Annotated in this window: 22 protein-coding genes and 3 riboswitches; of the genes, 4 read left to right on the top strand and 18 right to left on the bottom strand. The window is 67.0% G+C overall.

Translation table 11 applies throughout. From position 1 onward, the window contains the following. Positions 1–7: 7 nt before the first annotated feature. Positions 8–2365 carry a TonB-dependent receptor gene (locus IVB47_RS33110; protein WP_247467785.1) on the bottom strand — a complete coding sequence of 786 codons (2358 nt, stop codon included), beginning with the start codon at positions 2363–2365 and terminating at the stop codon, positions 8–10. A 116-nt stretch (positions 2366–2481) separates the two neighbouring features. Next, positions 2482–2684: riboswitch (cobalamin riboswitch) on the bottom strand. Between the two features lie 72 nt (positions 2685–2756). Between IVB47_RS33110 and IVB47_RS33105 the strand changes: the two genes are divergently transcribed. Further along, on the top strand, positions 2757–3329 hold the full coding sequence (locus tag IVB47_RS33105) for a histidine phosphatase family protein (RefSeq protein ID WP_247467782.1): 573 nt from the start codon (positions 2757–2759) through the stop codon (positions 3327–3329). Here IVB47_RS33105 and cobT read toward each other — a convergent pair whose 3' ends face one another. The 8 genes from cobT to cbiT form a co-directional block, all read right to left on the bottom strand. Then, entirely contained in the window at positions 3330–4382 is a 1053-nt protein-coding gene (gene cobT / locus IVB47_RS33100) for a nicotinate-nucleotide--dimethylbenzimidazole phosphoribosyltransferase (RefSeq protein ID WP_247467780.1), read from the bottom strand. Positions 4383–4396: 14 nt separating this feature from the next. Beyond that, the gene (cobF, locus tag IVB47_RS33095) at positions 4397–5146 is read right to left on the bottom strand and encodes a precorrin-6A synthase (deacetylating) (protein ID WP_247467777.1); all 750 of its coding nucleotides are present in this window, start codon (positions 5144–5146) and stop codon (positions 4397–4399) included. Between the two features lie 45 nt (positions 5147–5191). Then, on the bottom strand, positions 5192–5869 hold the full coding sequence (locus IVB47_RS33090) for an energy-coupling factor ABC transporter permease (protein WP_247467774.1): 678 nt from the start codon (positions 5867–5869) through the stop codon (positions 5192–5194). Positions 5870–5905: 36 nt separating this feature from the next. Continuing rightward, positions 5906–6126, bottom strand: a riboswitch (cobalamin riboswitch). 45 nt (positions 6127–6171) lie between these two features. Next, positions 6172–6903, bottom strand: coding sequence for a uroporphyrinogen-III C-methyltransferase (cobA, locus tag IVB47_RS33085; protein WP_247467771.1), 732 nt, complete (start codon positions 6901–6903; stop codon positions 6172–6174). Next, a complete protein-coding gene (locus tag IVB47_RS33080; RefSeq protein ID WP_247467768.1) occupies positions 6900–8210 on the bottom strand; it encodes a cobyrinate a,c-diamide synthase in 1311 nt (436 codons plus the stop codon). Before IVB47_RS33080 ends, cobA begins: the two co-directional genes overlap by 4 nt. Next, positions 8210–8992: a precorrin-4 C(11)-methyltransferase gene (cobM, locus tag IVB47_RS33075; RefSeq protein ID WP_247467766.1), complete on the bottom strand. Its 783-nt coding sequence runs from the start codon at positions 8990–8992 to the stop codon at positions 8210–8212. Before cobM ends, IVB47_RS33080 begins: the two co-directional genes overlap by 1 nt. Further along, the gene (locus tag IVB47_RS33070; protein WP_247467763.1) at positions 8989–9357 is read right to left on the bottom strand and encodes a cobalamin biosynthesis protein; all 369 of its coding nucleotides are present in this window, start codon (positions 9355–9357) and stop codon (positions 8989–8991) included. The genes cobM and IVB47_RS33070 overlap by 4 nt, the downstream gene beginning before the upstream one ends. Continuing rightward, positions 9354–10535, bottom strand: coding sequence for a precorrin-6Y C5,15-methyltransferase (decarboxylating) subunit CbiT (cbiT, locus tag IVB47_RS33065; protein WP_247467759.1), 1182 nt, complete (start codon positions 10533–10535; stop codon positions 9354–9356). Before cbiT ends, IVB47_RS33070 begins: the two co-directional genes overlap by 4 nt. Here cbiT and IVB47_RS33060 point away from each other — a divergent pair. Then, complete coding sequence (locus IVB47_RS33060) at positions 10534–11280, top strand: cobalt-precorrin-6A reductase (protein WP_247359749.1); 747 nt, start codon at positions 10534–10536, stop codon at positions 11278–11280. The two genes, cbiT and IVB47_RS33060, sit on opposite strands and share 2 nt — an antisense overlap. Here IVB47_RS33060 and cobJ read toward each other — a convergent pair. The 7 genes from cobJ to IVB47_RS33025 are packed head-to-tail and all read right to left on the bottom strand — an operon-like array spanning position 11256 to position 19170. Then, entirely contained in the window at positions 11256–11990 is a 735-nt protein-coding gene (gene cobJ / locus IVB47_RS33055) for a precorrin-3B C(17)-methyltransferase (RefSeq protein WP_247359750.1), read from the bottom strand. The genes IVB47_RS33060 and cobJ overlap by 25 nt on opposite strands. Continuing rightward, positions 11987–12718 (bottom strand): precorrin-2 C(20)-methyltransferase, encoded by a 732-nt coding sequence (locus IVB47_RS33050; RefSeq protein WP_247289004.1) that lies wholly within the window; start codon positions 12716–12718, stop codon positions 11987–11989. The genes cobJ and IVB47_RS33050 overlap by 4 nt, the downstream gene beginning before the upstream one ends. Beyond that, positions 12719–13348 carry a precorrin-8X methylmutase gene (locus IVB47_RS33045; RefSeq protein ID WP_247467757.1) on the bottom strand — a complete coding sequence of 210 codons (630 nt, stop codon included), beginning with the start codon at positions 13346–13348 and terminating at the stop codon, positions 12719–12721. Further along, positions 13348–14511: a precorrin-3B synthase gene (gene cobG, locus IVB47_RS33040; protein WP_247467753.1), complete on the bottom strand. Its 1164-nt coding sequence runs from the start codon at positions 14509–14511 to the stop codon at positions 13348–13350. The genes IVB47_RS33045 and cobG overlap by 1 nt, the downstream gene beginning before the upstream one ends. Continuing rightward, positions 14508–17756 (bottom strand): cobaltochelatase subunit CobN, encoded by a 3249-nt coding sequence (cobN, locus tag IVB47_RS33035; RefSeq protein ID WP_247467750.1) that lies wholly within the window; start codon positions 17754–17756, stop codon positions 14508–14510. Before cobN ends, cobG begins: the two co-directional genes overlap by 4 nt. After that, the gene (gene cobW / locus IVB47_RS33030; protein ID WP_247467747.1) at positions 17756–18790 is read right to left on the bottom strand and encodes a cobalamin biosynthesis protein CobW; all 1035 of its coding nucleotides are present in this window, start codon (positions 18788–18790) and stop codon (positions 17756–17758) included. The genes cobN and cobW overlap by 1 nt, the downstream gene beginning before the upstream one ends. After that, complete coding sequence (locus IVB47_RS33025) at positions 18787–19170, bottom strand: DUF1636 domain-containing protein (RefSeq protein WP_247288996.1); 384 nt, start codon at positions 19168–19170, stop codon at positions 18787–18789. The genes cobW and IVB47_RS33025 overlap by 4 nt, the downstream gene beginning before the upstream one ends. A gap of 94 nt (positions 19171–19264) precedes the next feature. Beyond that, positions 19265–19483: riboswitch (cobalamin riboswitch) on the bottom strand. A gap of 40 nt (positions 19484–19523) precedes the next feature. Here IVB47_RS33025 and cobO point away from each other — a divergent pair. Both cobO and IVB47_RS33015 read left to right on the top strand, forming a co-directional pair. Further along, positions 19524–20159 (top strand): cob(I)yrinic acid a,c-diamide adenosyltransferase, encoded by a 636-nt coding sequence (gene cobO, locus IVB47_RS33020; RefSeq protein ID WP_247407788.1) that lies wholly within the window; start codon positions 19524–19526, stop codon positions 20157–20159. Positions 20160–20168: 9 nt separating this feature from the next. Next, the gene (locus IVB47_RS33015) at positions 20169–21617 is read left to right on the top strand and encodes a cobyric acid synthase (protein ID WP_247467743.1); all 1449 of its coding nucleotides are present in this window, start codon (positions 20169–20171) and stop codon (positions 21615–21617) included. Here IVB47_RS33015 and cobD read toward each other — a convergent pair. Further along, complete coding sequence (gene cobD, locus IVB47_RS33010; protein WP_247467740.1) at positions 21606–22568, bottom strand: threonine-phosphate decarboxylase CobD; 963 nt, start codon at positions 22566–22568, stop codon at positions 21606–21608. The genes IVB47_RS33015 and cobD overlap by 12 nt on opposite strands. Before the next feature lie 11 nt (positions 22569–22579). After that, positions 22580–23521 carry an adenosylcobinamide-phosphate synthase CbiB gene (gene cbiB, locus IVB47_RS33005; RefSeq protein WP_247467736.1) on the bottom strand — a complete coding sequence of 314 codons (942 nt, stop codon included), beginning with the start codon at positions 23519–23521 and terminating at the stop codon, positions 22580–22582. Positions 23522–23589: the final 68 nt, after the last annotated feature.

Here is a 23589-nt window from a genome sequence, read left to right as displayed (position 1 = left end):
CAGCGTCCTACCATTTGAACGCGGCCGAAATTTCGTAGGTCCTGGGCGCGCCCAGCAGGATCTGATCGGGATAGAACGGATCGCCCCAGATCGCGTAACGCTTGTCGGCGATGTTACGCACCCGGAATGTCAGGCGGGCCTGATCGACCGCGTTGAATACGGTCTTGGGGATGTCGACGAAGGCATAGACATCGGCCACGGTATAGGCCTTCAGCGTCACGGTGTTGGCATCGGCGTTGTAGCGGTCGCCGACGTGGCGGCCGGTGATACCGAGCTCGACCGCCCAGGGCGCGAAGAACCGGTACGACGCGCCGGCATTGGCGACGACGCGCGGCACGTTCGGCGGCGTATTGCCGGAGAACGAGCCGCCGACGAAATCGTAATCGGCATAGCGGGCGTCGACATAGGCGATGTTGCCCCAGAGGCGCAGCGGCTCGATCGGACGCACCGAGGCGGCAAGCTCGACGCCCTTCGACTCCTGCCGCCCGGCGAGGTTGAGCTGCATGCCGCCTGCCGCCGCATAGACGTTCTTGCGCAAGATGTCATAGGCCGAGAACGACCACTCCGCCCGATTGTCCCAGAACAGGTGCTTGACGCCGGTCTCGTAGGTGCGCGCGGTGGTCAGGTTGAGCGGATCGGTCGGATTGAGCAGAAAGATGTTGTTGGCTGCGATGTCGGCGCCGGTCGCGTATTGGCTGAAAAAGGTCAGGCCCGGAACGGCTTCCCACGTGTAGCCGATACGGCCCGTCGTCGGGACCCAGGATTGCGAGAACGGGAAACCCGCGTTCACGAGCCCGGTCTTGTCGGTCGAGTTGCGGTCGAGCCCGATATGCTCGACGCGGAGGCCGCCGACTAGCGCAAAGGTCCGTGTCAACTTCAACCGGTCCTCGAACGACAGCGCCTCGTTGTCGATCCGCGCGGTCTGCTGCTTAGTCGTGAGCAAGCCGTAATAGCCGCGATCGGGATTGACCAGCGAGACGGAATCATCGGGAAAATTTGCGGCGCCCGGCCTGACGAAGTCGAGGTAACTCGACGATAACGTCGTGACCAGGCGGTTGTCGAAGCCGGCGATATTCGCATCCCAGATCAGGTCGGTGATGTTTCCGACCAAGCGTTGGCTGTGCGCGACATAGAAGCGCCCACGGTCCACCAGGTTGGTACCGGAATTGAACGCCTCGACCTCGTTGTTGAACCACGTGCGCTCTGCACCATAACCATAGGCCTGGCTTTTCAACGTCAGGTCTGGCGCGAGCTTCAGCTCGAAACCGCCGCGCAGCCACACCTCCTGCGCGACGTTGCGATTGTCGAGGACGTTGTAGTTCGTGTTGAAGGTGCGGTCATCGATCGTGACCGCACCGAGATTGGTTTTGTTGTAGTTCGAGACGTAATTGCCGGACACGATCCCCGTCGTCGCGTGCGAACCACTGAAGGCAATCGGCACCAGCGGCGCACCCCAATAGCCTTTCGAGCGATCCTCGCGGTATTCGATCGCGCCCCAAACCTTGAGGCTGTCGGAGATGCGGTAGTTGAGCTGGCCCGAGACGTCGAGCGTCTTGGTGTTGGTGTCGTCGGCAAAGCCGTTGAGCGAGGAACGACTGACGTCGAAGCGGTAGTCCAGTCCCTGCACGTTCGTGCTGCCGCCCGATCCGTAATGCGCCCGGAACGAGTTCAGCGAATCCCAGGAGAAATCCGCCTCGTTCCGGATCGGACCGGTGTGCGGCTGCTTGGTGACGAAGTTGATCGCGCCGCCGGCGGCGCCCTCGCCTGACATCAGTGACGCCGGACCCTTCAGGCATTCGACAGCCTCCAGGTTGGCCGTGTCGGTGATCCGCGAGGTCATGTTCTGCGGACCGATCTTGATGCCGTTGTAGAGCGTGTTGATCTGGCTGTTGGTGAAGCCGCGCATGGAGAAAGCCGACGGTTCGGCCGGATTGTCGCCGGCTGTGACGCCAACCGCGCCCTGCGCGACGTCGGACACGGTGCGATAGCCCCGCTCGCGCATGGTTGCGGCCGAGATCACCTCCACGGTCGCGGGCGTTTCGCGAACGGTCAGGCCAAGGCGCGAGGCGCTTTCGGCGACGGCATTGGTATTGAGCGGCGTCTGTGCTGCCGCAGTCGGCAGGACAGGCTTGGGCACTGCGGATGCAGTCTCCGGCCGGCGCGCTGCTGCGCGGCGTGAGCTCTGCGCGTCCCGTCCGGCCGGGCTGGCCTGCCTGCGGGATTGTGGCGCCGACACCTCGACGGGCGGCAGTGGCTCGCGGGCCTGCTGCGCCAATGCCGCTGGCATGTCGATGGCGACGAAAGATGTGAGAGAAGCGCATGCCAGTAGGAAACGGCATGGTCGTACGATACAAAGGGAATACACGGTCTTGGGCCTCGGAGTGACGTCAGTGGCACGTCACCGCGAACCAAGGTCCCATCTTCCGGCTCATAAGCCTTCCGATGAAGCCGAATGTCTGTACTCCCCGACCGACATCTTCGCGTGTGACCACGGCTGACGGCAGGTCTCCTGGCTCGCGGGTCACTACCTTGCGTCGCCTTCCCGGGACCGAGATACCCAGTGGCATGTGATGCAAGATTCGCCGCTTACAGTTGCGGGGGCAGCCACGGCATTGGGGACAATGTCCCCGCACCGCATTCCCTTTTCATCCCCTCTCGGGGAAACCGTCGCGAGCATCTAGGATTACGATCCAGACAGAGTCAATGTGCCAGTTGCGGCGTTATTGCCACAACGACCAGTTTCCTTGGAGATAAGCATGGAAGGCGAGACCTTCCTCTGGCTGATACGGCACGCGCCCGTCGATGGCGCCACGGGGACGATCCATGCGGCCGACGCACCGGCCGATCTCGGCGCTCGCGCGCAGCTGGAGGCGCTGCGGCAGCGCCTGCCGCGCGACGCCACGAGCTATGCCAGCCCCTCGCGGCGCACGGTCGAAACGGCCCGCGCGCTGGGGCTCGAGCCGCTGCAGCTGGACGAATTTAGCGAGCAAGACTTTGGCGACTGGACCGGCCGTCGGCATGACGAGCTCGCCGCGACCGGTGGCGAGGCCTATGCACAGTTCTGGAGCGATCCTGCGCGCGGACGGCCGCCGGGCGGCGAAAGCTTTGAGGAACAGGTCGCGCGGGTCCGGCTGGGTCTGTCAAGGGTCGGCGCCGGGGCCGCAACGCTCGTCGTGCATTCCGGCACGATCCGCGCGGCGCTGTGCATCGCGCTCGATCTGACACCACAAGCTGCCCTGCGCTTCGTGATCGATCCGCTGTCGCTGACCAGGATCGACCGGCTCGCGACCGGCTGGCGCGTCGTCTGCGTCAATCAGCCGATGATTTGATCAGGCCGGACGATCAGGCACATTGGCCTGCGCAAAGGTCGCCATGCCGTTGTGGAGCGCGCAGGCCGACCGCACCAGCGGCAGCGCTATGGCCGCGCCCGATCCTTCGCCGAGCCTGAGATCGAGGCTGATCAGCGGTTGCACGTTCAGCGCGCGAAGCACCAGCCGATGGCCCTGCTCGGCGGATTGATGCGAAGCCAGCAGAAACGGCTGGCACGAGGGGTTGAGCCGCGCCGCCGCCAGCGCCGCCACCGACACGATAAAGCCGTCGATCAACACGGGGATGCGGCGCTGTGCAGCCGCGATAATTGCACCGCAGATGGCCGCGATTTCGAGACCGCCGACGGCGCACAGGATCTTTTCCGGCGAAGCGCCCGCAATGCCATGGCGTGCAATCGCGGCGTCGATCACCCGCGCCTTGTGCACACGGCCGGCCGCGTCAACGCCGGTCCCGCTGCCCGCGATCTCCTCAGCGCTCACGCCGAGCAGGCTCGCCGCAATCGCAGCCGACGTCGTGGTGTTGCCGATACCCATCTCGCCGAAGATCAGAACATCGGGCTGCCCGGCCTGCGCGCGTGTCACCGCACGTCGGCCGGCTTCGAACGCAAATGCCAGCTCTGCGGGGGTGAGCGCAGCTTCGATGCTGAAATCGCGCGTGCCGCTGCGCGGCTTGTCGGTCACGATTCCAGCCATCTCCTCCTGCGCCAGCGTGCCGGCGTCGATAACCTCCAGGCTGGAGCCCAGCTCACGCGCGAGCACCGAGATCGCGGCACCGCCGGAGGCGAAGTTCGCCAGCATCGCGATGGTCACTTCCTGCGGATAGGCCGAGACGCCCTGCGCGACGATGCCGTGATCGCCGGCGAAGATGACGATCGGCACCCGCGCCGCGCGCGGTTGCTCGGTCGCTTGCAGGCCCGCAAGCTCGATCGCGAGCTGCTCGAGCCGGCCGAGCGCGCCGGTCGGTTTCGTCAGTTGCGCCTGCCGCGCCACCGCCGCCTCGCGATGGACTGCGGAGATGTCGGGGCATTGTTGGGTGACCCATTCGGGGAGCATGCTGCCTCGCTGCCTCACGGCCTGCGCTTGAGGATGTAATTGTCCATGATCCAGCCGTGCCGTTCGCGCGCCTCTTGCCGCACCGCGACGATACGCGGGCCGATCTCGGCCAGCGCGCCGGACATCACGATCTGATCGGGCATGCCGAGATAGGCCCCCCACCAGATGTGCAGGCCCGCCGGATCAAGCGACTGGAACGCCGTGCCGCCGTCGAGCATCACCACCACGGTATCGACGCCCTGCGGCCAGCCGCCATCGCGCAAGCGGCGTCCCGTCGTGACCAGAAAAGGCTCGCCGATGTCATTGAGCGGCAGCGCATGCGCCGCACACAGCGCCTGGATCGAGGTGATGCCGGGCACGACCTCGATCTTTGGCGAGGGATTGAGCCGCCGCGCAATGCGCAGCGAGGAATCATAAAGCGAGGGATCGCCCCAGATCAGCAGCGCGACCTTGCCCTCGCCTTCGAGATGATCTGCGATCGTGTGCGACCAGGCAGCGGCGACGGCATCGTGCCAATCGTCGACGCCCTTGCGATAGTCCGCTTCCGCGGCGTCGCGGACGGGCAGATCGAACTCGGCAATGCGGGTCGTGTCGCTGGCGAGCACATCGGCGCAGATCGTCCGCCTGAGATCGGCGAGGTCGGACTTGGCCGTTCCCTTGCGCGGGATCAGGACGAGATCGGCCGCGTTGATGGCAGTGATCGCGGCACGCGTGAGCTGCTCGGGATCGCCGCAACCGATGCCTATCAGGGAGAGCGTGAGCATCGTGGCTGCGAAGGGCGGCCACAGCGGCCGCCCTTTCGCTTGTCTCTAGGCCGCGTTGTGCAAACGCGGAGTGACGAGGCTGGGCGCGGTGACGCCGCGCAGCGACTTCGCCAGCGCCAGCACGCCAAGATCGGCGAGCGGCTCGATCACGATGACCAGCGCATAGGACGCCGCGAAGGTCGCGATGTTGGCGAGGTTGGTCGCACCGAAGCCGGAGCCATAAATCGCCCAGAACGCCACCCAGGCGATGACACCCGCCTGATAGGTCGTCGAAAGCGCCAGCGCCTGGCGGTACTTCAGATCGACATAGGCCGTGTTGCTCGAAATGATCCGCGTAGCGATTGCCTGGATCCCGAACAGCGGCACCAGCAGCGTGGTGACGTTCATGCCATATTGCGGCAGGTCGGGCGGCTCGAAGAAGATGCCCTGGAACAGCAGGCCGAACGCGAGGCCGAAGGCCGCAGGCGCAGCTCCAAACAGCAGGAACAAGGTCGAGCCGAGGATGAAGTGCACTTCGGAGACGCCGACCGGGAAGTGCGGCAGGATCTCAAAGAAGATAAACACGAGTCCCGTGGTGGCGAGCGTGCGCGCCGCGAACGACGCGATGCCCTGCTCGCGCACGGTCTCGACCGCGAGCTTCAAGGCAACGCCGCCAACGGCGATGCCGGTTGCGTAACTCAGCACGAGCTTGGCGTCCGAGACTAGTCCGGGTTCGATATGCATGGCTCAAATCCTTCTTGCCGTCACACCCGACGGCCTTGGCCTCAAAACGTGCACGGCCGGTCTCCTGGCTCGCGGTTCACTGGGAGTCTCCGGCCTTCCCGAACCTTGCGGCCCAGTGGCTGATCGAAGTCCCTCACCGCTTACAGTCGCGGGGGCGGCTGGGGTTTTGGGCGCCGCAACTGGGTCCGCCCATCCCCATTCCCGATTATGCTCCGGCGCTTTGCGCCGCGTCGAGCACCATGCCTCTCCTGTGTGCCCCTTTCGCCAGCCGGGCGTCAAGGGGCGAAGGGCGGCCGAGACCGTCATGACCGATAATCCCCCGCCAGCGCGCCGAACAGGATGACGGCCGCCGTGGAGGCCGCCCCGCCCCGCGCAAGCTGCTCGGCAAGTTCCGAAATGGTGGTGCGGACCAGCCGCTCATCGGGACGGCCGAGCGATTCGGCAAACAACGCCGGCGTGGTTGGGGCAAGCCCGTGCTCGATCAATTTGACGACAAGCGCCGGAAACGTCCGCCGGCCCATATAGACCACGGTCGTCGCCTCCGGATCGGCCAGCGCCGCCCAATTGAGGTCTGGCGGCAGCTCGCCGGTGACGTCCGCCCCGGTCACGAACTGCACGCGGCGCGAGGTGTGACGCCGGGTCAGCGGAATGCCGGCTTGCGCGGCGGCGACACAGGCCGACGTGACGCCGGGAATGATCTCGTAGCCGATGCCCGCTTCACGCAGCGTCTCGAGCTCCTCCTCGAGCCGGCCAAAGATGCCGGCATCGCCCGACTTCAATCGCACCACGCGCGCGCCTGTTGCGGCGTAGTCGACCAGCAGGCGGTTGACGTGGTGCTGCTTGGTCGAGGCGCGCCCTGCCCGCTTTCCCACCGCGACGAGATTGGCGCCGGGCCGGGCCAGATCGAGGATCGCCCCCGAAGCAAGATCGTCATAGAGCACGACATCAGCTTCGCGCAGCCGCGCGGCACCCTTGAGCGTGAGGAGCTCGGGATCGCCGGGCCCGGCGGAGACAAAGGACACAAAACCGCTCACCGGTCCTCCGCGATCAGGTGGAAGAACGTGCCGGTGGCTTGTCCCCGCCGCGAGCCGGTCTCGGCGATGACGGCGCCTGTCGCGTCGTGCACGACCGCCAGCGGCGTATCGGGTTGCGCGACGATCGTCGAATAGTGGAATTCATGGCCACGCAGGCGTGCACCCGCCTGATGACCCGGCATCGGCGCGGCGAGCTCGGCCAGACGATAGCCCAGATGCATGCGGCGCTTGGCAAAACTCGTCTCCAGGCCGAGCAGGCCCGTCATCTCGTGGCGGATGCCGTCGGCATCGGTCAAAGCGGTGCCCAGCACCATATAGCCTCCGCATTCGCCATGCACCGGGCGCGTTTCCGCGAAGGCCCGCAATCCGCTGCGGAAGCGCGCATTGGCCGCGATCTTGCCGGCCTGCAGCTCGGGATAGCCGCCAGGCAGCCAACACACATCGGCGCTCGGATCAGGGCCCTCGTCCGCCAGTGGCGAGAATGTCGAGATCTCCGCACCCGCCGCGCGCCACGCTTCCAGCATATGCGGATAGACGAAGGAGAACGCGGCGTCACGGGCGAGCGCAATGCGCTGGCCGGGCGGCGTCACGTTCACGCCGCTTGCGGCAGGTTGCGGCGACCAGGTGGCAGCCGAACGCAGCACCGCGTCGAGATCGACATGCTCGGCGACGAAGCGTGCGGCCTCATCGATGAGTTTGCCGATTTCCGCCTGCTCCTCAGCCTGCACCAGGCCGAGATGCCGCTTCGGCAGGCTGATCTCGGCATGGCGCGGCAGCGCGCCGAACACGGCGATGCCGACGTCCAGCAGCGCACGCCGCACGAGGGCTTCATGGCGCGGGCTGGCAACGCGATTGAGCACGACGCCCGCAAGGCGCACACCGGGACGGTAGTCACGAAGGCCCGCCGCGATTGCCGCCGCAGTTTGTGCCTGTCCCGAGGGATCGATCACCAGCAGCACCGGCCAGTCCAGCATCTCTGCGATATCGGCGGTCGCTCCCGTGCCGCAGACGCCGCGCGCGGCAACGCCGTCGAACAGGCCCATCGAGCCTTCGGCCAGCACGACATCGGCGTCAATGCCGCGACTGACGAGATGCGAGATTGTCCCGCGACCCATCGCCCAGCTGTCGACGTTGACCGAGGCGCGTCCCGTAGCGGCCGCATGAAACGCGGGATCGATGTAATCGGGGCCGCTCTTGAAGCACTGCACCCGCAATCCGCTGTTGCGCCAGGCGCGCGCGAGCGCAAGCGTCAGCGTGGTCTTGCCGACGCCCGAGGCCGGCGCGGAGATGACGAGCCCTGCCGCCATCAGGACACCTCCGGAAAGCGCGGCTCGGCGCCCACGGGGCGATAGCGGCGGTCATAGTCAGCTGCATAGAGACGGCTCTCGGAAAAAACCGCCGAGCCCAGCGTCTTGCCGACCAGGATGAGCGCGGTGCGCTCCATCTCGCTGCCGACGGCAACGTCGAGTGTTGCGAGCGTGGCGCGGATGATGCGCTGGTCGGGCCAGCTCGCGCGCCAGACGATCGCGACCGGACAATCCGCGCCATAATGCGGCGTCAGCTCGCCGACGACCTTGTCGAGCAGATGAATCGACAGATGGATCGCGAGAACCGCGCCGGTAGCGGCGAAGGCGGCGAGCTTCTCGCCTTCGGGCATCGCACTGGCGCGGCCCGGCGTGCGCGTCAGCACCACCGTCTGGGCAAGGCCGGGCAGCGTCAGCTCGGCCTCCAGCGCAGCCGCGGCGGCCGAGAAAGAGGGAACGCCGGGCGTGACCGTGTAGGGAATGCCGAGCGCGCGCAGGCGGCGGAGCTGCTCGCCCATCGCCGACCAGATCGAGAGATCGCCGGAATGCAGCCGCGCAACGTCCTTGCGGTCCGCTTGCGCGGCGGCGATCTCCGCGATGATCTCGTCGAGCGACAGCGGCGCGGTGTTGACGATCCGCGCGCCGGGCGGGCAATGCGCCAGCACGCCTTCTGGGACAAGCGAGCCGGCATAGAGACAGACCGGACAGGCGGCGATGAGGTCGCGGCCGCGCAATGTCAGCAAATCAGGGGCGCCTGGCCCCGCGCCGATGAAATGCACCGTCATGCGCCGTCTCCTTCCGCGATTGCCGCGGTCGCGGTGCGATCCTGCGAGACCACCCGCGTCGCAATCAATCGCGCGCGAGGGCCAGCCGCCGCGAGAGCTGCCGCTTCGGCGACCGATCCCGTCCCGAACCTCTCCGCGACGAGCTGTGACTGGGTCGGCGTATCGATGCCAACAAGCATTTCGGCGGCGACCGCCTTGATCGGCACGCCGCATTCGCGCGCGAGCTGCTTCAGCACCTCCGCGTCGGCCTTGTCGCTGACCGTCGCCACTGCTGCGAGGCCTTCGGGACCACCGGCCGCCAGAAGCGCCTCACGCAGCGAGGCCAGCGTGACATCCTTTTTGAATCCGAGCCCGGCGACCTTCATCGGACCGCGCTCCATTGCACCACGGGCCGCACCGCCTCCCAGGACCGGTAGCGGCCGAGGGAAGCGGCGTGCGCAATCTCCACGCGCATCAGTTCACCGCCGTGGCGCTGGTGCAGCTCACCCAGCAGCGCTTCCGTTTCCAACGTTACTGAATGCGCGACCAACCGCGTACCGGGCGAGAGCCGCGACCAGACCGCGTCGAACATCGCGATGTCGAGACCGCCGCCGATGAACACGGCGTCAGGTGCGTCCAGGTCAGCAAGGACTTCAGGCGCCTTTCCCGTGATGACTGTGATCCGATGTGCCAACCCGAACGCCGCTGCATTGCTGCGAATGTTGGCGGCGCGATCCTCGCGCGCCTCGACGGCGATCGCGGTGCCGCCGCACAGCGTCCACTCGACCGAGATCGAACCCGAGCCCGCGCCAATGTCCCACAGCCGTTCACCGGGACGCGGCGCCAACGCCGAGAGCGCGAGCGCACGGATCGGACGCTTGGTGATCTGGCCGTCATGGACGAAGAGTTCGTCCGATAGTCCCGAGCTGCGGGGAAGACCCTGCGCTCCTCTCGCCTCCACCGCCACCGTCACCAGGCTCCCGGCAAGATCGCCTGCAAAACTGTCGGCGCGATGCGCGTTGATAATTTCGCGCGGCCCGCCAAGCGCGGTAAGCGTCCAGAATGCCGAGGCACCCCATCCGCGCGCCGTCAACCATTTCGCAAGATCGCCGGCCGCCTTGCCATCGCGCGCGAGGCAAATGATGCGTGCACCTCGCGCCAGATGCGGCACCAGACGCTCGAATGGCGCGGCGTGGAGACCGAGGCACGCCACGGACTCAAGGCGCCAGCCTAGTCGCGCCGTGGCGAGCGAGAAGGTCGACGGCGCGGAATGCGCAATCCACTCGCCCGCGTCCAGCTTCTTGGCGAGGCTCGCGCCGGCGCCGTACCAGAACGGATCGCCGGAGGCGAGCACCGCTGTGGGGCGGCCGCGGCAGCTCAGCACGACATCTGCATCGAACGGCACCGGCCATGGACGGCCGCGCCCGGTCACGCCGGCAAGCGCAAGATGCCGTTCACCGCCGAAGACAGTTTCGGCATCATCGAGCGCCTTTCGGCTTGCCTCGGACAGCCCGGCAAGGCCATCTTCGCCGATACCGATGATGGTCAGCCAGGGATCAGCCATGACGCGCGCCCTCATTCTGGGCGGAACGGCCGACGCGAGCCTGCTCGCGGCGGAGATCGCGCGCGCCGGCATTGACGCTGTGTATTCCTATGGCGGCCGCACCCGCGCGCCCGCCGGTCAGCCGTTGCCGACGCGTATCGGCGGTTTTGGCGGCGTCGGCGGTCTTGCCGATTACATTCGTCGGGAAGAGATCACGCACGTGATCGACTCGACCCATCCCTTTGCCGCCAAGATGAGCCGCAATGCGGTCGCGGCATGCGCGGAAACCGGGACGCCGCTGATCGCTCTGGAGCGGGCGCCCTGGACCAAAGCGCCCGGCGACAACTGGATCGAAATACCTGATGTCAACGCCGCGGTCGCCGCACTCCCCGAGGCGGCGGCAAATGTGTTCCTCGCGATCGGCCGCCAGCACATCGCGCCGTTCGCGACCAGGCCGCAGCACGCCTACACGTTGAGATTCGTCGATCCGCCCGATGTGCCCCTGCCCTTTGCCGCGGACGTGATCGTGTCGCGTGGGCCATTCACGCTTGAGGGCGAGCTGGAGATGATGCGCAAACGCAGCATCACCCGGATCGTCGCCCGCAATTCGGGCGGCGACGGCGCGCGCGCCAAGATCGACGCTGCGCGGGTACTCGGCCTGCCGGTGATCATGATCGCACGACCGCAACTGCCGGAAAGATTGCGGGTCGAGGGCGTGGCCGAGATCATGCAATGGCTCGGTCATCGCACCTGCCTCGGCGCATAGACCCAGCGGCCGACGCGGCGTGTCTGCGAGTTGCCCACGATCACCAGCGTGCGCATGTCGGCCATTTCAGGTGTCGCTGCGTTCAGCCTGACGGTCTCGATCTTTTCATCGGCGGCGCTGATCGCGCGCGCGAAGATCACGAGCCGTTCGCCGCAGCCGGCCTCGTTCAGCACTGCGAGCGCACGGCCAAATCCCTCCGGCCGGCTCGCCGAGCGCGGATTATACATCGCAATGGCAAAGTCGGCTTCCGCGGCGAGCCGCAGGCGCTTCTCGATCACCGCCCACGGCTTGAGATTGTCGGAGAGGTTGATCGCACAGAAATCATGGCCGAGCGGCGCGCCGGCGCGCGCGGCAGCCGCCAGCATCGCAGTGACGCCGGGCAGCACACGAATCGGCAGCTCCCGCCATTGCGGCGCCTGTTCGAGCGCCTCGAACACGGCAGAAGCCATTGCGAAGACGCCGGGATCGCCCGAGGACACGATGACGACTTGCCCGCCTTCGGCCGTGAGCCGCAATGCCTCGCTTGCACGCTGCAGCTCTTCGCGATTGTCGGAAGGATGCAAAGTGAGCCCTGCCCGCGCTGGCACGCGCGCGACATAGGGCGCGTAGCCCAGAATGTCGGTCGCGGCGGCAAGCGCGGCGGAGACCTCGGGCGTCACCAGCGCATCGCTGCCCGGCCCGAGGCCCGCGATGGTCAGCGTGCCCGTCATTCGGCGGCGTCCGGATGCCGGCCCTTGCCGTGCACGAGCACGATCGCGAAATAGGGGCAGTCGGCGGCATCGATCTCCGCGAGCCGCACCACGCGCTCGCCCGGCATGGTGCCGCGCTCGACCAGCCAGGCGTCATCCAGCCGTCCGGCGGCAGCGAGCGCGCGGCGGACCTTTGCCAGATTGCGCCCGGTCTTCATGATCACGAGCGCATCGGAATCGCGCATGCGGCGCTCGAGCTCGGCCTCGGCGAGCGTGCCCATGAGCACCGTCGTCACGTCATCACCGAGCGCGATCGGCTGTCCCACGCCATTCCAGCAGCCGACCATGCCGGGAATGCCGGCGATCACCTCGATCTCGACACGGCCTTGCAGGCGCGTGTGCAGATGCATGAAGGAGCCGTAGAAGTAAGGATCGCCCTCGCAGAGCACGACGACGTCGACCGCACGCGCCAGCCGGGCCAGACGTTCCGCCCATTCGTCGTGGAAGCCGGCAAGCAGCTGGACATATTCAGGCGTGTCGAAGGCGATTTCCGTGGTGACCGGATATTCCATCGGATATTCGGTGACGTCGGCCGCCAACATGCCCTCGACGATGCGGCGCGCCTGGCCGGGCCGGCCCTTCTTGCGGAAATAGGCGACATGCTTTGCGCCGCGCACCGTGCGATCGGCGCGCACGCTCATCAAATCGGGATCACCGGGGCCGAGACCGCAGCAGATGATGCGTCCCATCTATTCGCTCCGGCTCGCCAGCGCGTTCACGGCGGCGACCGTGATCGCGGAGCCGCCGAGGCGGCCCTCGACCGTCAGCGCGGCGACGCTCGGATCGGCCATCAGCGCAGCCTTGGATTCGGCTGCGCCGACAAAGCCGACGGGACAGCCGATGATCGCCGCGGGCCGCGGGCAGCTCCGGTCCTCCAGCATGTTGAGGAGATGAAACAACGCAGTCGGCGCGTTGCCGATCGCCACGATCGCGCCGTCGAGATGCGGCCGCCACAGCTCCAGGGCCGCAGCCGAACGGGTGTTGCGCATGGACTGCGCGAGCGCAGGAACGGTCTCGTCGCCCAGCGTGCAGATGACGGCGTTGGCGGCGGGAAGCCGCGCGCGCGTAATTCCTTCGGAGACCATGCGCGCGTCGCACAGGATCGGTGCGCCCTTCTGCAACGCCGCGCGGGCGGCGACCGCCATGCCTGATGTGAAGCGGATATGCGCTTCGAGGCCGACCATGCCGGCGGCATGGATCATCCGCACCACCACCTGCTCCTCGTCCGGCGTGAAGCGCGCAAGATCAGCTTCAGCCCGGATGGTCGCAAAGGACTGCCGGTAGATCGCCGCGCCGTCGGTCTCGTAAATGTGCGGCATCAGTGTCCTCCCATCAGGATGGAGGGATCTCTGACGATGTCGTCGCGGGTCAACCCCCGCAGGATGGGCTCATCGCGCGTCGACCCGGCACGCACGAGGTCGAAGCCGGCGCTGGTCGCAACCAGAGTGATGGCGGCGGGACCGGAATGGGCGCAACCCTTGGCACAGCCGGAGACGTGGAGCCGTGCGGCCGCGCCGATGTTCGGGGCCAGGGCCGCGGCAAGGCCGCGGGTATCGGCATGCGCCTCGCGACAGCGTGGCGCACCGCTGCAAGCGATGACGCGCAGCGCAGGGTCGTAGGCCTCGGTGATAAGACCGGTCACGCTCGGCATCGCGCGCTTGCCCTCGCTCAAAACCATCCGCCATGGCGTCATACGCAGCGCATGTCCGCAACCGGCGAACTGGTTGAGCGTCGCATGCGCCATCTGCCCGAAGGCGACGCCGACCATCGCACCTTGCGCATAGAGGCCGGGACGCGCCGCGGCCATGATCGGCGCCGGCTCGGCCTCGCCGCGCAATGCCTCCGGCAGGATTGCGCCAGCGGCAAGATGCGCCGCCATCCGCCCTCGCCCGCCTCTGGCGCCGCCTGAGATCACGAACCAGTCGGCGAATGCGAGCGCGGTGGTCACGGCCTCGCCACGCACGACGGAGCGGCCGAGTTTGTCGCCATCAGCCCGGACCAGCAGTGCGCCGGAACCATCGCGCTCGATCCGCACGTCCGCGGAATCGCCCGCAAGCACGCGTGAGGTGCCGTCGTCGATGGCGAAGCCGAACTTGGTTGGAAGTTCGAGCGAGCTATCGGCGAGCGCCTCCTCGAGCTCGGCGGCGAGCGATTGGGTCGCGTCGCCGGCACGCCAGAACGGCGTCACAAGGATGTTGCGACGGGATTCGGTGTCAGCGTCCGGATCGAGCAGCGCCAGTTGGGCAAGGCCCTCGAGCAGCAGCCTGTGGCTGGTCTCGTTGACGCCCCTGATCTGGAGATTGGCCCGGCTGGTCACGTCGACCAGGCCGTTGCCATGGCGCTCGGCAAGATGGGCCAGTCCGGAGATCTGGGCCGCGTCGAGCCGTCCGCCGAACGGACGCACGCGGACCACGAGCCCGTCGCCCGATTGCATCGGGCGCAGGGCGCCGGGACACCAGCCCTTGACCACGGAAGCGCTCATGACGCCTCCCGCAGCGCAGCCGCGATCGAATTGCGGCGCGTTCGCCAGAGCGAGGCTTCATGCAGGCGCGTGAAACACGTCTCCATCGCCGCGAGTGCCGCCGGATTTTCGCGGGCCATGAAGGCCCGGACCTCGTCATGTCCGAGCGTCGCATCGTAGTAGAGGTCGAACAGATGCGGTGGCACGGCGCCGGCCAGATGCGCGAAGGCGGCCATATGCTCGAGCGTTGCGGTGATCTCGGCCGCCCCGCGAAAACCGTGGCGCATCATGCCGGCGATCCAGGCCGGATTGGCCGCGCGCGCGCGGACGACACGGGAGATTTCCTCGGTCAGCGTACGCGCATGCGGCTGCTCGGGGCGCGTCGCATCGAGATGATAGAGCGATGGCCCTGCCGCACCGAGATGTGCCGCGGCGGCCGCAATGCCGGCCTCATGCGCGGCATAGTCGGCCGCGAGCAGAAGATCGGTTTCCGGCAAATCCTGCACGTGCACGAAAGCATCGGCGGATGCGAGCCGCTTCTCGATACCGGCACGATCGAGCCTGATCTCGCCATCGGCCGAAAACGCCCATGACGATGCCGAGAGCCAGGCTTCGCCGGCGGCTTCGCGCGTCTCGGGCGTGAAGGCGTCCGGGATTGCCGAGAGGCCGACGCCGTATTGTCCGGGACGCGGCGCGAACACGCGCGATGTGCGATGGCGATATGGATTTTCGTCGCCCTCGTCCTCGCGGGCCGACAGCGCCTCGGCTGCCGCCTCGAACAATTGCGCAAGACCTGAGAAGACGTCGCGAAACAGGCCCGAGACCCGCAGCGTGACGTCGATGCGGGGCCGGCCAAGCTCGGCAGGCGCGATGATGTCGTAGCCGGTGACGCGGCCGGAAGCGTGATCCCAGCGCGGTGCGAGGCCGGCCAGATGCAGCGCCATGGCAAACTCCTCGCCCGCGGTGCGCATCGTCGCCGAGCCCCAGAGGTCGACGACAAGTCCCTTTGGCCAGTCGCCATGATCCTGCAGATGACGACGTAGCAATTCTTCGGCGAGCTTGATGCCTTGCGCATGCGCCGACGGCGTCGGTACCGCGCGCGGATCGATGGCGAAAAGGTTGCGTCCCGTGGGCAGCACGTCCTGCCGGCCGCGATAGGGTGAGCCTGACGGCCCCGGCGCGACGCGCTGTCCTGCAAGCGCGGCCCGCAAAGCGTCGCGCTCCGCGTCGCCGCAGGCGCCACGGCCGAACACGTGGAGGCCGTCACCGAACTGGCTTTCCTTGAGATCGCAGACGAAGCGGTCGATCCGCGGGATCGCTTCGGCCGGTGCGGCGGCTGCATCGAGGCCGAGATCGTCTTCGAGGCCTGCCGCGCGCGCCTCGTCACGGATCGCGGCGATCAGACGCTGGCGGCGGGCGGGATCGAGGCCGTCAGCCGTCGAGTACTCGTCGAGGAGCTGTTCAAGCCTGCGCAATCCGTCCGGCACCGCCGATGCTGCGAGCTGCGGCGGCAGATGGCCGATCGTGACGGCACCCAGGCGCCGCTTGGCCTGCGCGGCCTCGCCGGGATCGTTGACGATGAAGGGATAGATGACGGGCAGATCGCCAATCAGGGCTTCCGGCCAGCACGCCTGCGACAGCGCCACCGATTTTCCGGGCAGCCATTCCAGCGTGCCGTGCGCGCCCATGTGCACGACGGCATCATAGCGCTGCTGCCGGAGCCAGAAATAGAACGCGACATAGGCGTGGCACGGCGTGCGCGCGAGATCGTGATAGTCGGCATCGCGCGTCGCCGCATCGCCACGCTCCGGCTGAACCGCGATGATCGACCGGCCGCACTGAATCGCGGCGAAATGAAACGCGCCGTCGCGACAACCCGGATCGTTCTCCGGCGCGCCCCAGGCTTGCGCGAGATCATCCTGCAACACTTGCGGAAGGCGCGACAGCGCAGCGCGGTAATCGGCAACGCTCCAGCTCAAGGTCCGCTCGAGCAGCGTCTCGCCCAGTCCATGGACCGGCGCAACATCGAAGCCGGCCTCCGCTAGGTCCGACACCAATGCGTCGACCGAGGCCAGCGCATCGAGACCCACCGCATGCGCGATCTGATGCGGACGGCCCGGATAGTTCGAGAGCACGAGTGCCATCCGCTTGTCGGCGGCCGGCGTCTCCGCAAGGCGACGCCAGGCCGCAACGCGCGCGGCCACGGCCTTCACGCGCTCCTCGTCCGGCCCGTGTGCCAGATGCGAAAATTGCAGATCGGGATCGCGCATCGCTGCTGATTTGAAGCTCACCACGCCCGCAAACATGCGGCCGTCGACCTCGGGCAGCACCACATGCATCGCGAGGTCGCCGGGCGACAGGCCGCGGAGCGAACTCGCCCAGTCCTCGCGGCGTGCCGTGGAGAGTGCGACCTGGAACACCGGGCAGGATGCGGCATCGAACGGCGTCCTGCCGTCGTCGCCCATCGCCGAGAACGCCGTCGCATTGACGATCGCGGCAGGAGGATTTTGCGCAAGATGCACCCGCAACCAATCCGCGACCCCCGCGGCTTTCAGCGAGGTGACGAACACACCATGCGCGTCGAACCCCTTCTCGCGCAATGCGGCGATCAGGGCATCGACCGGGCCAGTGTCGGCAGCGGTGAGATAGGAGCGATAGAAGGTCACGAGCGCACGCGGCCTGCCCTCACCCAACGCCGGCGCGGCAATGACACCGCGCGCCGGATCGTAAAAGCCCATCTCGGGCACGGCCGTCTCGCCGATCACGGGGCCGGCATAGAGGCCCGAAGCCAGCGCAAGCTGCGCGATCGCGGCTTGCGATGCGACGGGGCCGCCGGTGTCGCAGAGCACCTTGAGCCGCCGCAGCGTCGAGACCGGCAGGGTGGAATACGCATCCAGACGCGTGTCGTCGCGGCCGTCGGCCGGCAGCACGGCTAGCACGATGCCGCGCTCCTTCGCCAGTTGCTGCAGGGCCCCGAGCCCATACGACCAGTAGGATTCTCCGCCGATCAGACGCACGAGGATGCCGCGCGCCTGCGCCAGCGTGCGCTCGATATAGGTGTCGACGGAGAGCGGGTGACGGAGTTCTGCGAGATTGACGAGCCGCAGCGACGGCAGGCTGTCGCGGCCACGACGCCAGCCGGCCGCGAATGTGGCAAGATCGGAATCCGAATACGAGAGCACCACGAGATCGGCCGGGTCCTGGCCGATGTCCCTTGGTATCGCGGTCTCCTCGAGACCGCGGCTCTCGCGGAAGACGACGTGCATCAGATACCGAGTCCCGCCTTGATCGCGGCTTCATCAATGTTTCCGTGCTCGCCGATCACGACCAGCTTTGACCGTCTCGCACCCGCGCCCCAGGGCTTGTCGAACTGGTGCCGCACGCGCTCGCCGACCGCTTGCAGCAAGAGACGCATCGGCTTGCCCTCTACCGCGATGTAACCCTTGACGCGCAGCACATTCTGCTCGCGCGCCAGACGCTGAACGGATGCAACCAGCGCGTCGATGTCGGTGACTTCAGGAAGATCGATCACGACGGACGCAAAATCGTCGTGCTCGTGATCCTCTTCGCCGTCGTGATGCGAGGGACGCGCGGCGAGATCGTTCTCGGCGGCAGCGCCGAGACCGAGGATGAGGCGCGCGTCGATCGCGCCGTCGGTAATCGCCAGCATCGGCACGCGGCGCGACATCTCGGCGGTGATCGCCGCTTTGGCTGCTTCGAGCCCTGCCGCACCCGCAAGATCGGCCTTGGTCAGCAGCACGATGTCGGCGCAGGCGATCTGGTCCTCGAACACTTCCGACAGCGGCGTCTCATGGTCGAGATTGCCGTCCGCCGCGCGCTGCGCCTCGACCGCAATTGGGTCGGTCGCGAAACGGCCGGCAGCAACAGCTTCGGCGTCGGCAAGCGCGATCACACCATCGACCGTAATGCGCGAACGGATCTCCGGCCAGTCGAATGCCTTGAGCAGCGGCTTCGGCAGTGCCAGGCCCGAAGTCTCGATCAGGATGTGGTCGGGCCTGACCGGCCTCGACAGCAGCTTCTCCATGGTCGGAATGAAATCGTCCGCGACGGTGCAGCAGATGCAGCCATTGGCGAGCTCGATGATGTTCTCTTCCGGGCAATTCGCATCGGCGCAGGATTTCAGAATCTCGCCATCGACGCCCTCGCTGCCGAACTCGTTGACGAGCACCGCGAGCTTCTTGCCGTTAGCGTTGGCAAGCAGATGCTGGATCAGCGTGGTCTTGCCGGAGCCGAGAAAGCCCGTGACGACCGTGACGGGGACTTTTGCGAGCGAATTCATTCGGCGGCCTCCGGCACGACGGCCAAGGGGAGAATGGGGGGAATGCGGGCAAGCGATTGCTTGCGGAAGATCTCCGGGCGGCTGCGCCAGGGCACGAGGCCATCGGGTGCGGCCGCATAGGCCGCGGCGCCCGCGACCACGTCGCTCGCATGCGCATCCGAGAGGCGACCATAGACATAGGACCAGCGGCCGGGTGCGCTGAGCGCGACCGAGCAACCCTGGTTGCATGCAGACAGGCATTCGACCGGAACCACGCTGACGCCATCGGGCACGCCGGCCTCGAGGATCGCACCATGCAGGCGCTTGCCGGGCGTCGTCTCGCCCTCGCCAAGCGTCTGGCCGGCGCGGCAGGTGATGCAGACATGAAGTGTGACGGTCATCGCTTCTTCCAGAATAAACAGCGGGAAGCGAAGAGGCCCACGAACCGTTCTTGCGAAGGCCCGTTTCCCCGTCGCGGAACACCCCGTCCGCCGGTCCAAAATCGTCCACGCTGGCAGGTCTCCCGGCTTCCGGAGCAGGGTTTCCCCTTCGATCCCCGCCTTCCCGATCCCCAAGGGATCAGTGGCTTCGGGCATCTCTCCGGTCACGGTCGCGGGGGCGGCTGCATTTTGGAACCAAATCTTGCCGATTCGGACCCTATCGCATTCCCTCTTCGCCTGTCGTAGGACAGGAACCAACGCGGGGCCACCATTTGCCCCCCACCGCCTCTTGTCAAGCCGAAGGACCCCGTCCGATGACGTCAGAACCGGATACCCAGACGGGCGACCAAACCGACGCCCGTCACGCCTCGAAAATGGCGAAGAAGAAGGTCGCCCGCGACAAGATCATGGCGACCAAGAGCGGCGAAAAGGGCCTCATCATCGTCCACACCGGCGCAGGCAAGGGCAAGTCCTCCTCGGCCTTCGGAATGATCGTCCGCTGCGTCGCCCATGGCTTCCCCTGCGCGGTCGTGCAGTTCATCAAGGGCGCCTGGGATACCGGCGAGCGCCGCATGCTCACGGGCCATTTCGGCGACCTCTGCCAATTCCACGCCATGGGCGAAGGCTTTACCTGGGAGACGCAGGACCGCACCCGCGACATCGCCGCCGCCCGCGCCGGCTGGGAGAAGGCCAAAGAGCTGATCCTTGACCAGAATCTTCGCATGGTCGTGCTCGACGAGATCAACATCGCGCTGCGCTACGACTATCTCGACATCGCGGAGGTCGTCGAATTCCTCACGACGCAGAAGCCGCCGATGACGCATGTCGTGCTCACCGGACGCAACGCCAAGGACGAGCTGATCGAGATCGCCGATCTCGTCACCGAGATGACGCTGGTCAAGCATCCCTTCCGTTCCGGCATCAAGGCGCAAGCCGGCGTCGAGTTCTAAGAACTCGCGATGGCGCGCACATTGATGATCCAGGGGGCCGGCTCGGACGTGGGCAAGTCGCTCATCGTCGCCGGTCTCGCGCGCGCCTTTGTGCGACGCGGCCTGCGCGTGCTCCCGTTCAAGCCGCAGAACATGTCGAACAATGCTGCCGTCACGATCGACGGCGGCGAGATCGGCCGCGCCCAGGCGCTCCAGGCGCTCGCCGCCGGCGTCGAACCGCACACGGACATGAACCCGGTGCTGCTGAAGCCCGAGACGGATGTCGGCGCGCAGGTGATCGTGCAGGGAAAGCGCATCGCGACCGCGCGTGCGCGTGAATATGCGGCGATGAAGCCGTCATTGATGGGTGCGGTGCTGGAGAGCTTCGAGCGGCTGAAGGCGCGCGCCGATCTCGTGCTGGTGGAAGGCGCCGGCAGCCCGGCCGAGGTGAACCTGCGCAACGCCGACATCGCCAATATGGGTTTTGCGCGCAAGGCCGATGTGCCGGTCGTGCTGGTCGGCGACATCGACCGCGGCGGTGTCATCGCGCAACTCGTCGGCATCAAGACGGTGATCGACCCGGACGATGCCGCGATGATCCAGGGATTTGTCATCAACAAGTTTCGTGGCGATCCCACGCTGTTCGACGATGGCTACAAGCTGGTCGAAGAAAAGACCACATGGCGCGGCTTCGGCGTGCTGCCCTGGTTCGCGCGCGCCGGCGAACTGCCGGCAGAGGATGCGCTGGGCCTGAGCGATGCGCGCAAGCCGGGCCAATGCAAGATCGCCTGTCTCGCGCTGTCGCGGATTGCCAATTTCGACGATCTCGATCCGCTCAAGCTCGAGCCTGGCGTCGATCTCGTGATGGTGCGGCCGGGCGAGGCCATTCCCGGCGACGTCAGGCTCGTCATCATCCCCGGCTCGAAATCCACCCGCGGCGATCTCGCCTTTCTGCGCGCGCAAGGCTGGGACATCGATCTTCTGGCGCATTACCGCAGAGGCGGCCACGTGCTCGGCCTCTGCGGCGGCTATCAGATGCTCGGACGAAGCGTTGCCGACCCCGATGGGATCGAGGGCCCTGCGGGCGACACAGCGGGTCTCGGACTTCTGGATGTAGAGACGGAGATGAGTGCACAGAAGACGCTGACGCGTGTCGCGGCCGTGCATGCCGCGACGGATCAGCCGATCGAGGCTTATGAAATCCACATCGGCCGCACTGATGGGCCGGATCGCGCGCAGCCATTCGCAAGGCTGAACGGCGAACCGGAAGGCGCGATCTCGCGCGACGGTCGTGTGCAAGGCAGCTATCTGCACGGCCTGTTCACGTCGGACGATTTCCGCAAGGCGTTTTTGGCGAAGCTCGACATTCCCGCCGGCGACGAGCCCTATCACGCCAGGGTCGAGAGCGCGCTCGATGCCCTTGCCGATCACATCGAAGGCCATCTCGACGTCGAAGGCCTGCTCGCGCTAGCGCGCTAGAGCCTCGGCCAGGCGCGTCCATTCGGGTTCGCCGCCCGGAAGCCCGAGGCGTAGCCATGCCGGCTCTCGCGCGAACACGCGCGACCAGATATGGCGACGCGCCAGCTTCTCCTGCGCGGCAAGCGCGTCAGGCGTCGCGTAGAGACGAAACAGCTGCGTCCCGCCAATGACCGTCCAGCCTTGCGCCTGCACCATGCCATCGAGGCGACCGCAGTCACGCACGAGCCGCACGGACGTGGCCTCGGCCCAGGCATCGTCATGCAGAGCGCGGCAGCCGACCGCGATCGCCGCTCCCGAGACCGGCCAAGGTCCCGACATCGAGGCGATCCTGGCGATGTCGGACGAATTGCCGAGCGCGAAGCCGAGCCGCAGGCCGGCAAGGCCGTAAAACTTTCCGAAGGAGCGCAGGATCAGCAGCCCCGGCCGGTCCTCGGATGCAAGCGATAGCTGCGGGGCCACATCGGCAAAACTCTCGTCGACGATGAGACGGCCGACGCGCGGCAGCAGCGCCAGCAAATCCTTTGGCGGATGGCATCGGCCGTCGGGATTGTTGGGATTGACGACAATGACGAGGTCGGCGCCGACCAGCGCGTCGAGCTCCCCGACCTCCTGGACCTCCCAGCCCGCGGCCGAGAGGACCCCGGCATATTCGTTGTAGGTCGGCGCGAGGATGCGCGCGCGGCCGGGTGGTGCGAGTTGCGGCAGCAATTGAATTGCGGCCTGTGCGCCGCCAAGCGCGACAACCGCCGCGCTCGTGCGGTAAGCGTGCCGCGCCGCCCGATGCAGAGCCTCGATCTCGGCGCGCGACGGCAACGCGCTCCACGCGCGCGAACTCACCTCGCCCACGGGATAAGGCAGGCGGTTGATCCCGGTCGACAGATCGATCCAGTCTTCCGCGCGACCGCCGAAGCGCTGCTGGGCCTGATCGAGATCTCCACCGTGCTCGCGCATGCGCTGTTCTTTCACGCGAAGGCCAGGATCGCAAGGAGGCCGGCGAGCAGCAGCATGGCGCGACGGTAAACCGTCAATCCCCGATCGATGTCGGCGGCAAGCGGATCGCGCGCACCTTCATTCAACCAGGGCTCGTTGGTGGTGCTGCCGTGATAGATCCGCGGACCGCTGAGCCGCACGCCGAGCGCACCCGCCATGGCGGCTTCCGGCCAGCCGGCATTGGGCGAACGATGACGGCGCGCGTCCCGCGTCATGCACGACAGCGCCTCTGATCGCTGGGGCGCCAGCAGCACGAACAGAAATCCGGTCAGCCGCGCCGGAATGAAGTTGGCGACATCGTCGATGCGCGCCGCGGCCCAGCCGAAGGCTTCGTGCCGTTCGGAGCGATGGCCAATCATGGAGTCCAGCGTGTTGATCGCCTTGTAGCCCAAAATGCCGGGCAGACCGAACAGCGCGCCCCAGAACATGGGTGCGACGATGCCGTCGGAGGCATTCTCGGCGAGGCTCTCGATCGCCGCGCGCGCGATGCCGGCCTCGTCGAGCGTCAGGGGATCGCGGCCAACGATGCGCGAGACCGCGTCTCGGGCGGCGGCGATGTCACCGGCCCGCATGGGATTTGCGACGGCAGCAACGTGGTCGTGCAAGGAGCGCAGCGCGACCAGCGGCCAGGCGAGGACGCCGACCAGCACGATCTGGATCCAGCCCAAGGGAAGCAGGGACTGCAGCGCCCAGCCGAGCGCGACGGAGAGCCCGATCACCGCGAGCGCTCCGGCGAGACCAGCGGCGCGGCGAAATGCCGGCGGATCAGACGGTCGATTCCAGGCAGCGTCGATGGCAGAAATCAGCCAGCCCAGCCAGGTGACGGGATGGCCGATCCGCGCGAACAACCACGACGGCCAGCCCAACAGGGCATCCACCGCCATCGCCACGACCATCGCACCGGCAAAACCCACGCACGCCTCCTGTCCCGCCCCTGTTGCGCAAACCCCAGCCGGAGCGCAAGCCGCCGGCCGGCGGATTT

Origin of the sequence: Bradyrhizobium sp. 62, assembly GCF_023073035.1 — a bacterium.
Classification (GTDB): Bacteria; Pseudomonadota; Alphaproteobacteria; order Rhizobiales; family Xanthobacteraceae; genus Bradyrhizobium.
Note: the sequence above shows the minus strand (reverse complement) of the source record. Positions and strands in the feature narration are given on the sequence as shown.

Coding starts and splice junctions, on each gene's coding strand:
- IVB47_RS33105 (WP_247467782.1), top strand. CDS start 2,757: ATGGAAGGCGAGACCTTCCTCTGGCTGATACGGCACGCGCCCGTCGAT.
- cobT (WP_247467780.1), bottom strand. CDS start 4,382: ATGCTCCCCGAATGGGTCACCCAACAATGCCCCGACATCTCCGCAGTC.
- cobF (WP_247467777.1), bottom strand. CDS start 5,146: ATGCTCACGCTCTCCCTGATAGGCATCGGTTGCGGCGATCCCGAGCAG.
- IVB47_RS33090 (WP_247467774.1), bottom strand. CDS start 5,869: ATGCATATCGAACCCGGACTAGTCTCGGACGCCAAGCTCGTGCTGAGT.
- IVB47_RS33080 (WP_247467768.1), bottom strand. CDS start 8,210: ATGGCGGCAGGGCTCGTCATCTCCGCGCCGGCCTCGGGCGTCGGCAAG.
- cobM (WP_247467766.1), bottom strand. CDS start 8,992: ATGACGGTGCATTTCATCGGCGCGGGGCCAGGCGCCCCTGATTTGCTG.
- IVB47_RS33070 (WP_247467763.1), bottom strand. CDS start 9,357: ATGAAGGTCGCCGGGCTCGGATTCAAAAAGGATGTCACGCTGGCCTCG.
- IVB47_RS33060 (WP_247359749.1), top strand. CDS start 10,534: ATGACGCGCGCCCTCATTCTGGGCGGAACGGCCGACGCGAGCCTGCTC.
- cbiT (WP_247467759.1), bottom strand. CDS start 10,535: ATGGCTGATCCCTGGCTGACCATCATCGGTATCGGCGAAGATGGCCTT.
- cobJ (WP_247359750.1), bottom strand. CDS start 11,990: ATGACGGGCACGCTGACCATCGCGGGCCTCGGGCCGGGCAGCGATGCG.
- IVB47_RS33050 (WP_247289004.1), bottom strand. CDS start 12,718: ATGGGACGCATCATCTGCTGCGGTCTCGGCCCCGGTGATCCCGATTTG.
- IVB47_RS33045 (WP_247467757.1), bottom strand. CDS start 13,348: ATGCCGCACATTTACGAGACCGACGGCGCGGCGATCTACCGGCAGTCC.
- cobG (WP_247467753.1), bottom strand. CDS start 14,511: ATGAGCGCTTCCGTGGTCAAGGGCTGGTGTCCCGGCGCCCTGCGCCCG.
- cobN (WP_247467750.1), bottom strand. CDS start 17,756: ATGCACGTCGTCTTCCGCGAGAGCCGCGGTCTCGAGGAGACCGCGATA.
- cobW (WP_247467747.1), bottom strand. CDS start 18,790: ATGAATTCGCTCGCAAAAGTCCCCGTCACGGTCGTCACGGGCTTTCTC.
- IVB47_RS33025 (WP_247288996.1), bottom strand. CDS start 19,170: ATGACCGTCACACTTCATGTCTGCATCACCTGCCGCGCCGGCCAGACG.
- cobO (WP_247407788.1), top strand. CDS start 19,524: ATGACGTCAGAACCGGATACCCAGACGGGCGACCAAACCGACGCCCGT.
- IVB47_RS33015 (WP_247467743.1), top strand. CDS start 20,169: ATGGCGCGCACATTGATGATCCAGGGGGCCGGCTCGGACGTGGGCAAG.
- cobD (WP_247467740.1), bottom strand. CDS start 22,568: ATGCGCGAGCACGGTGGAGATCTCGATCAGGCCCAGCAGCGCTTCGGC.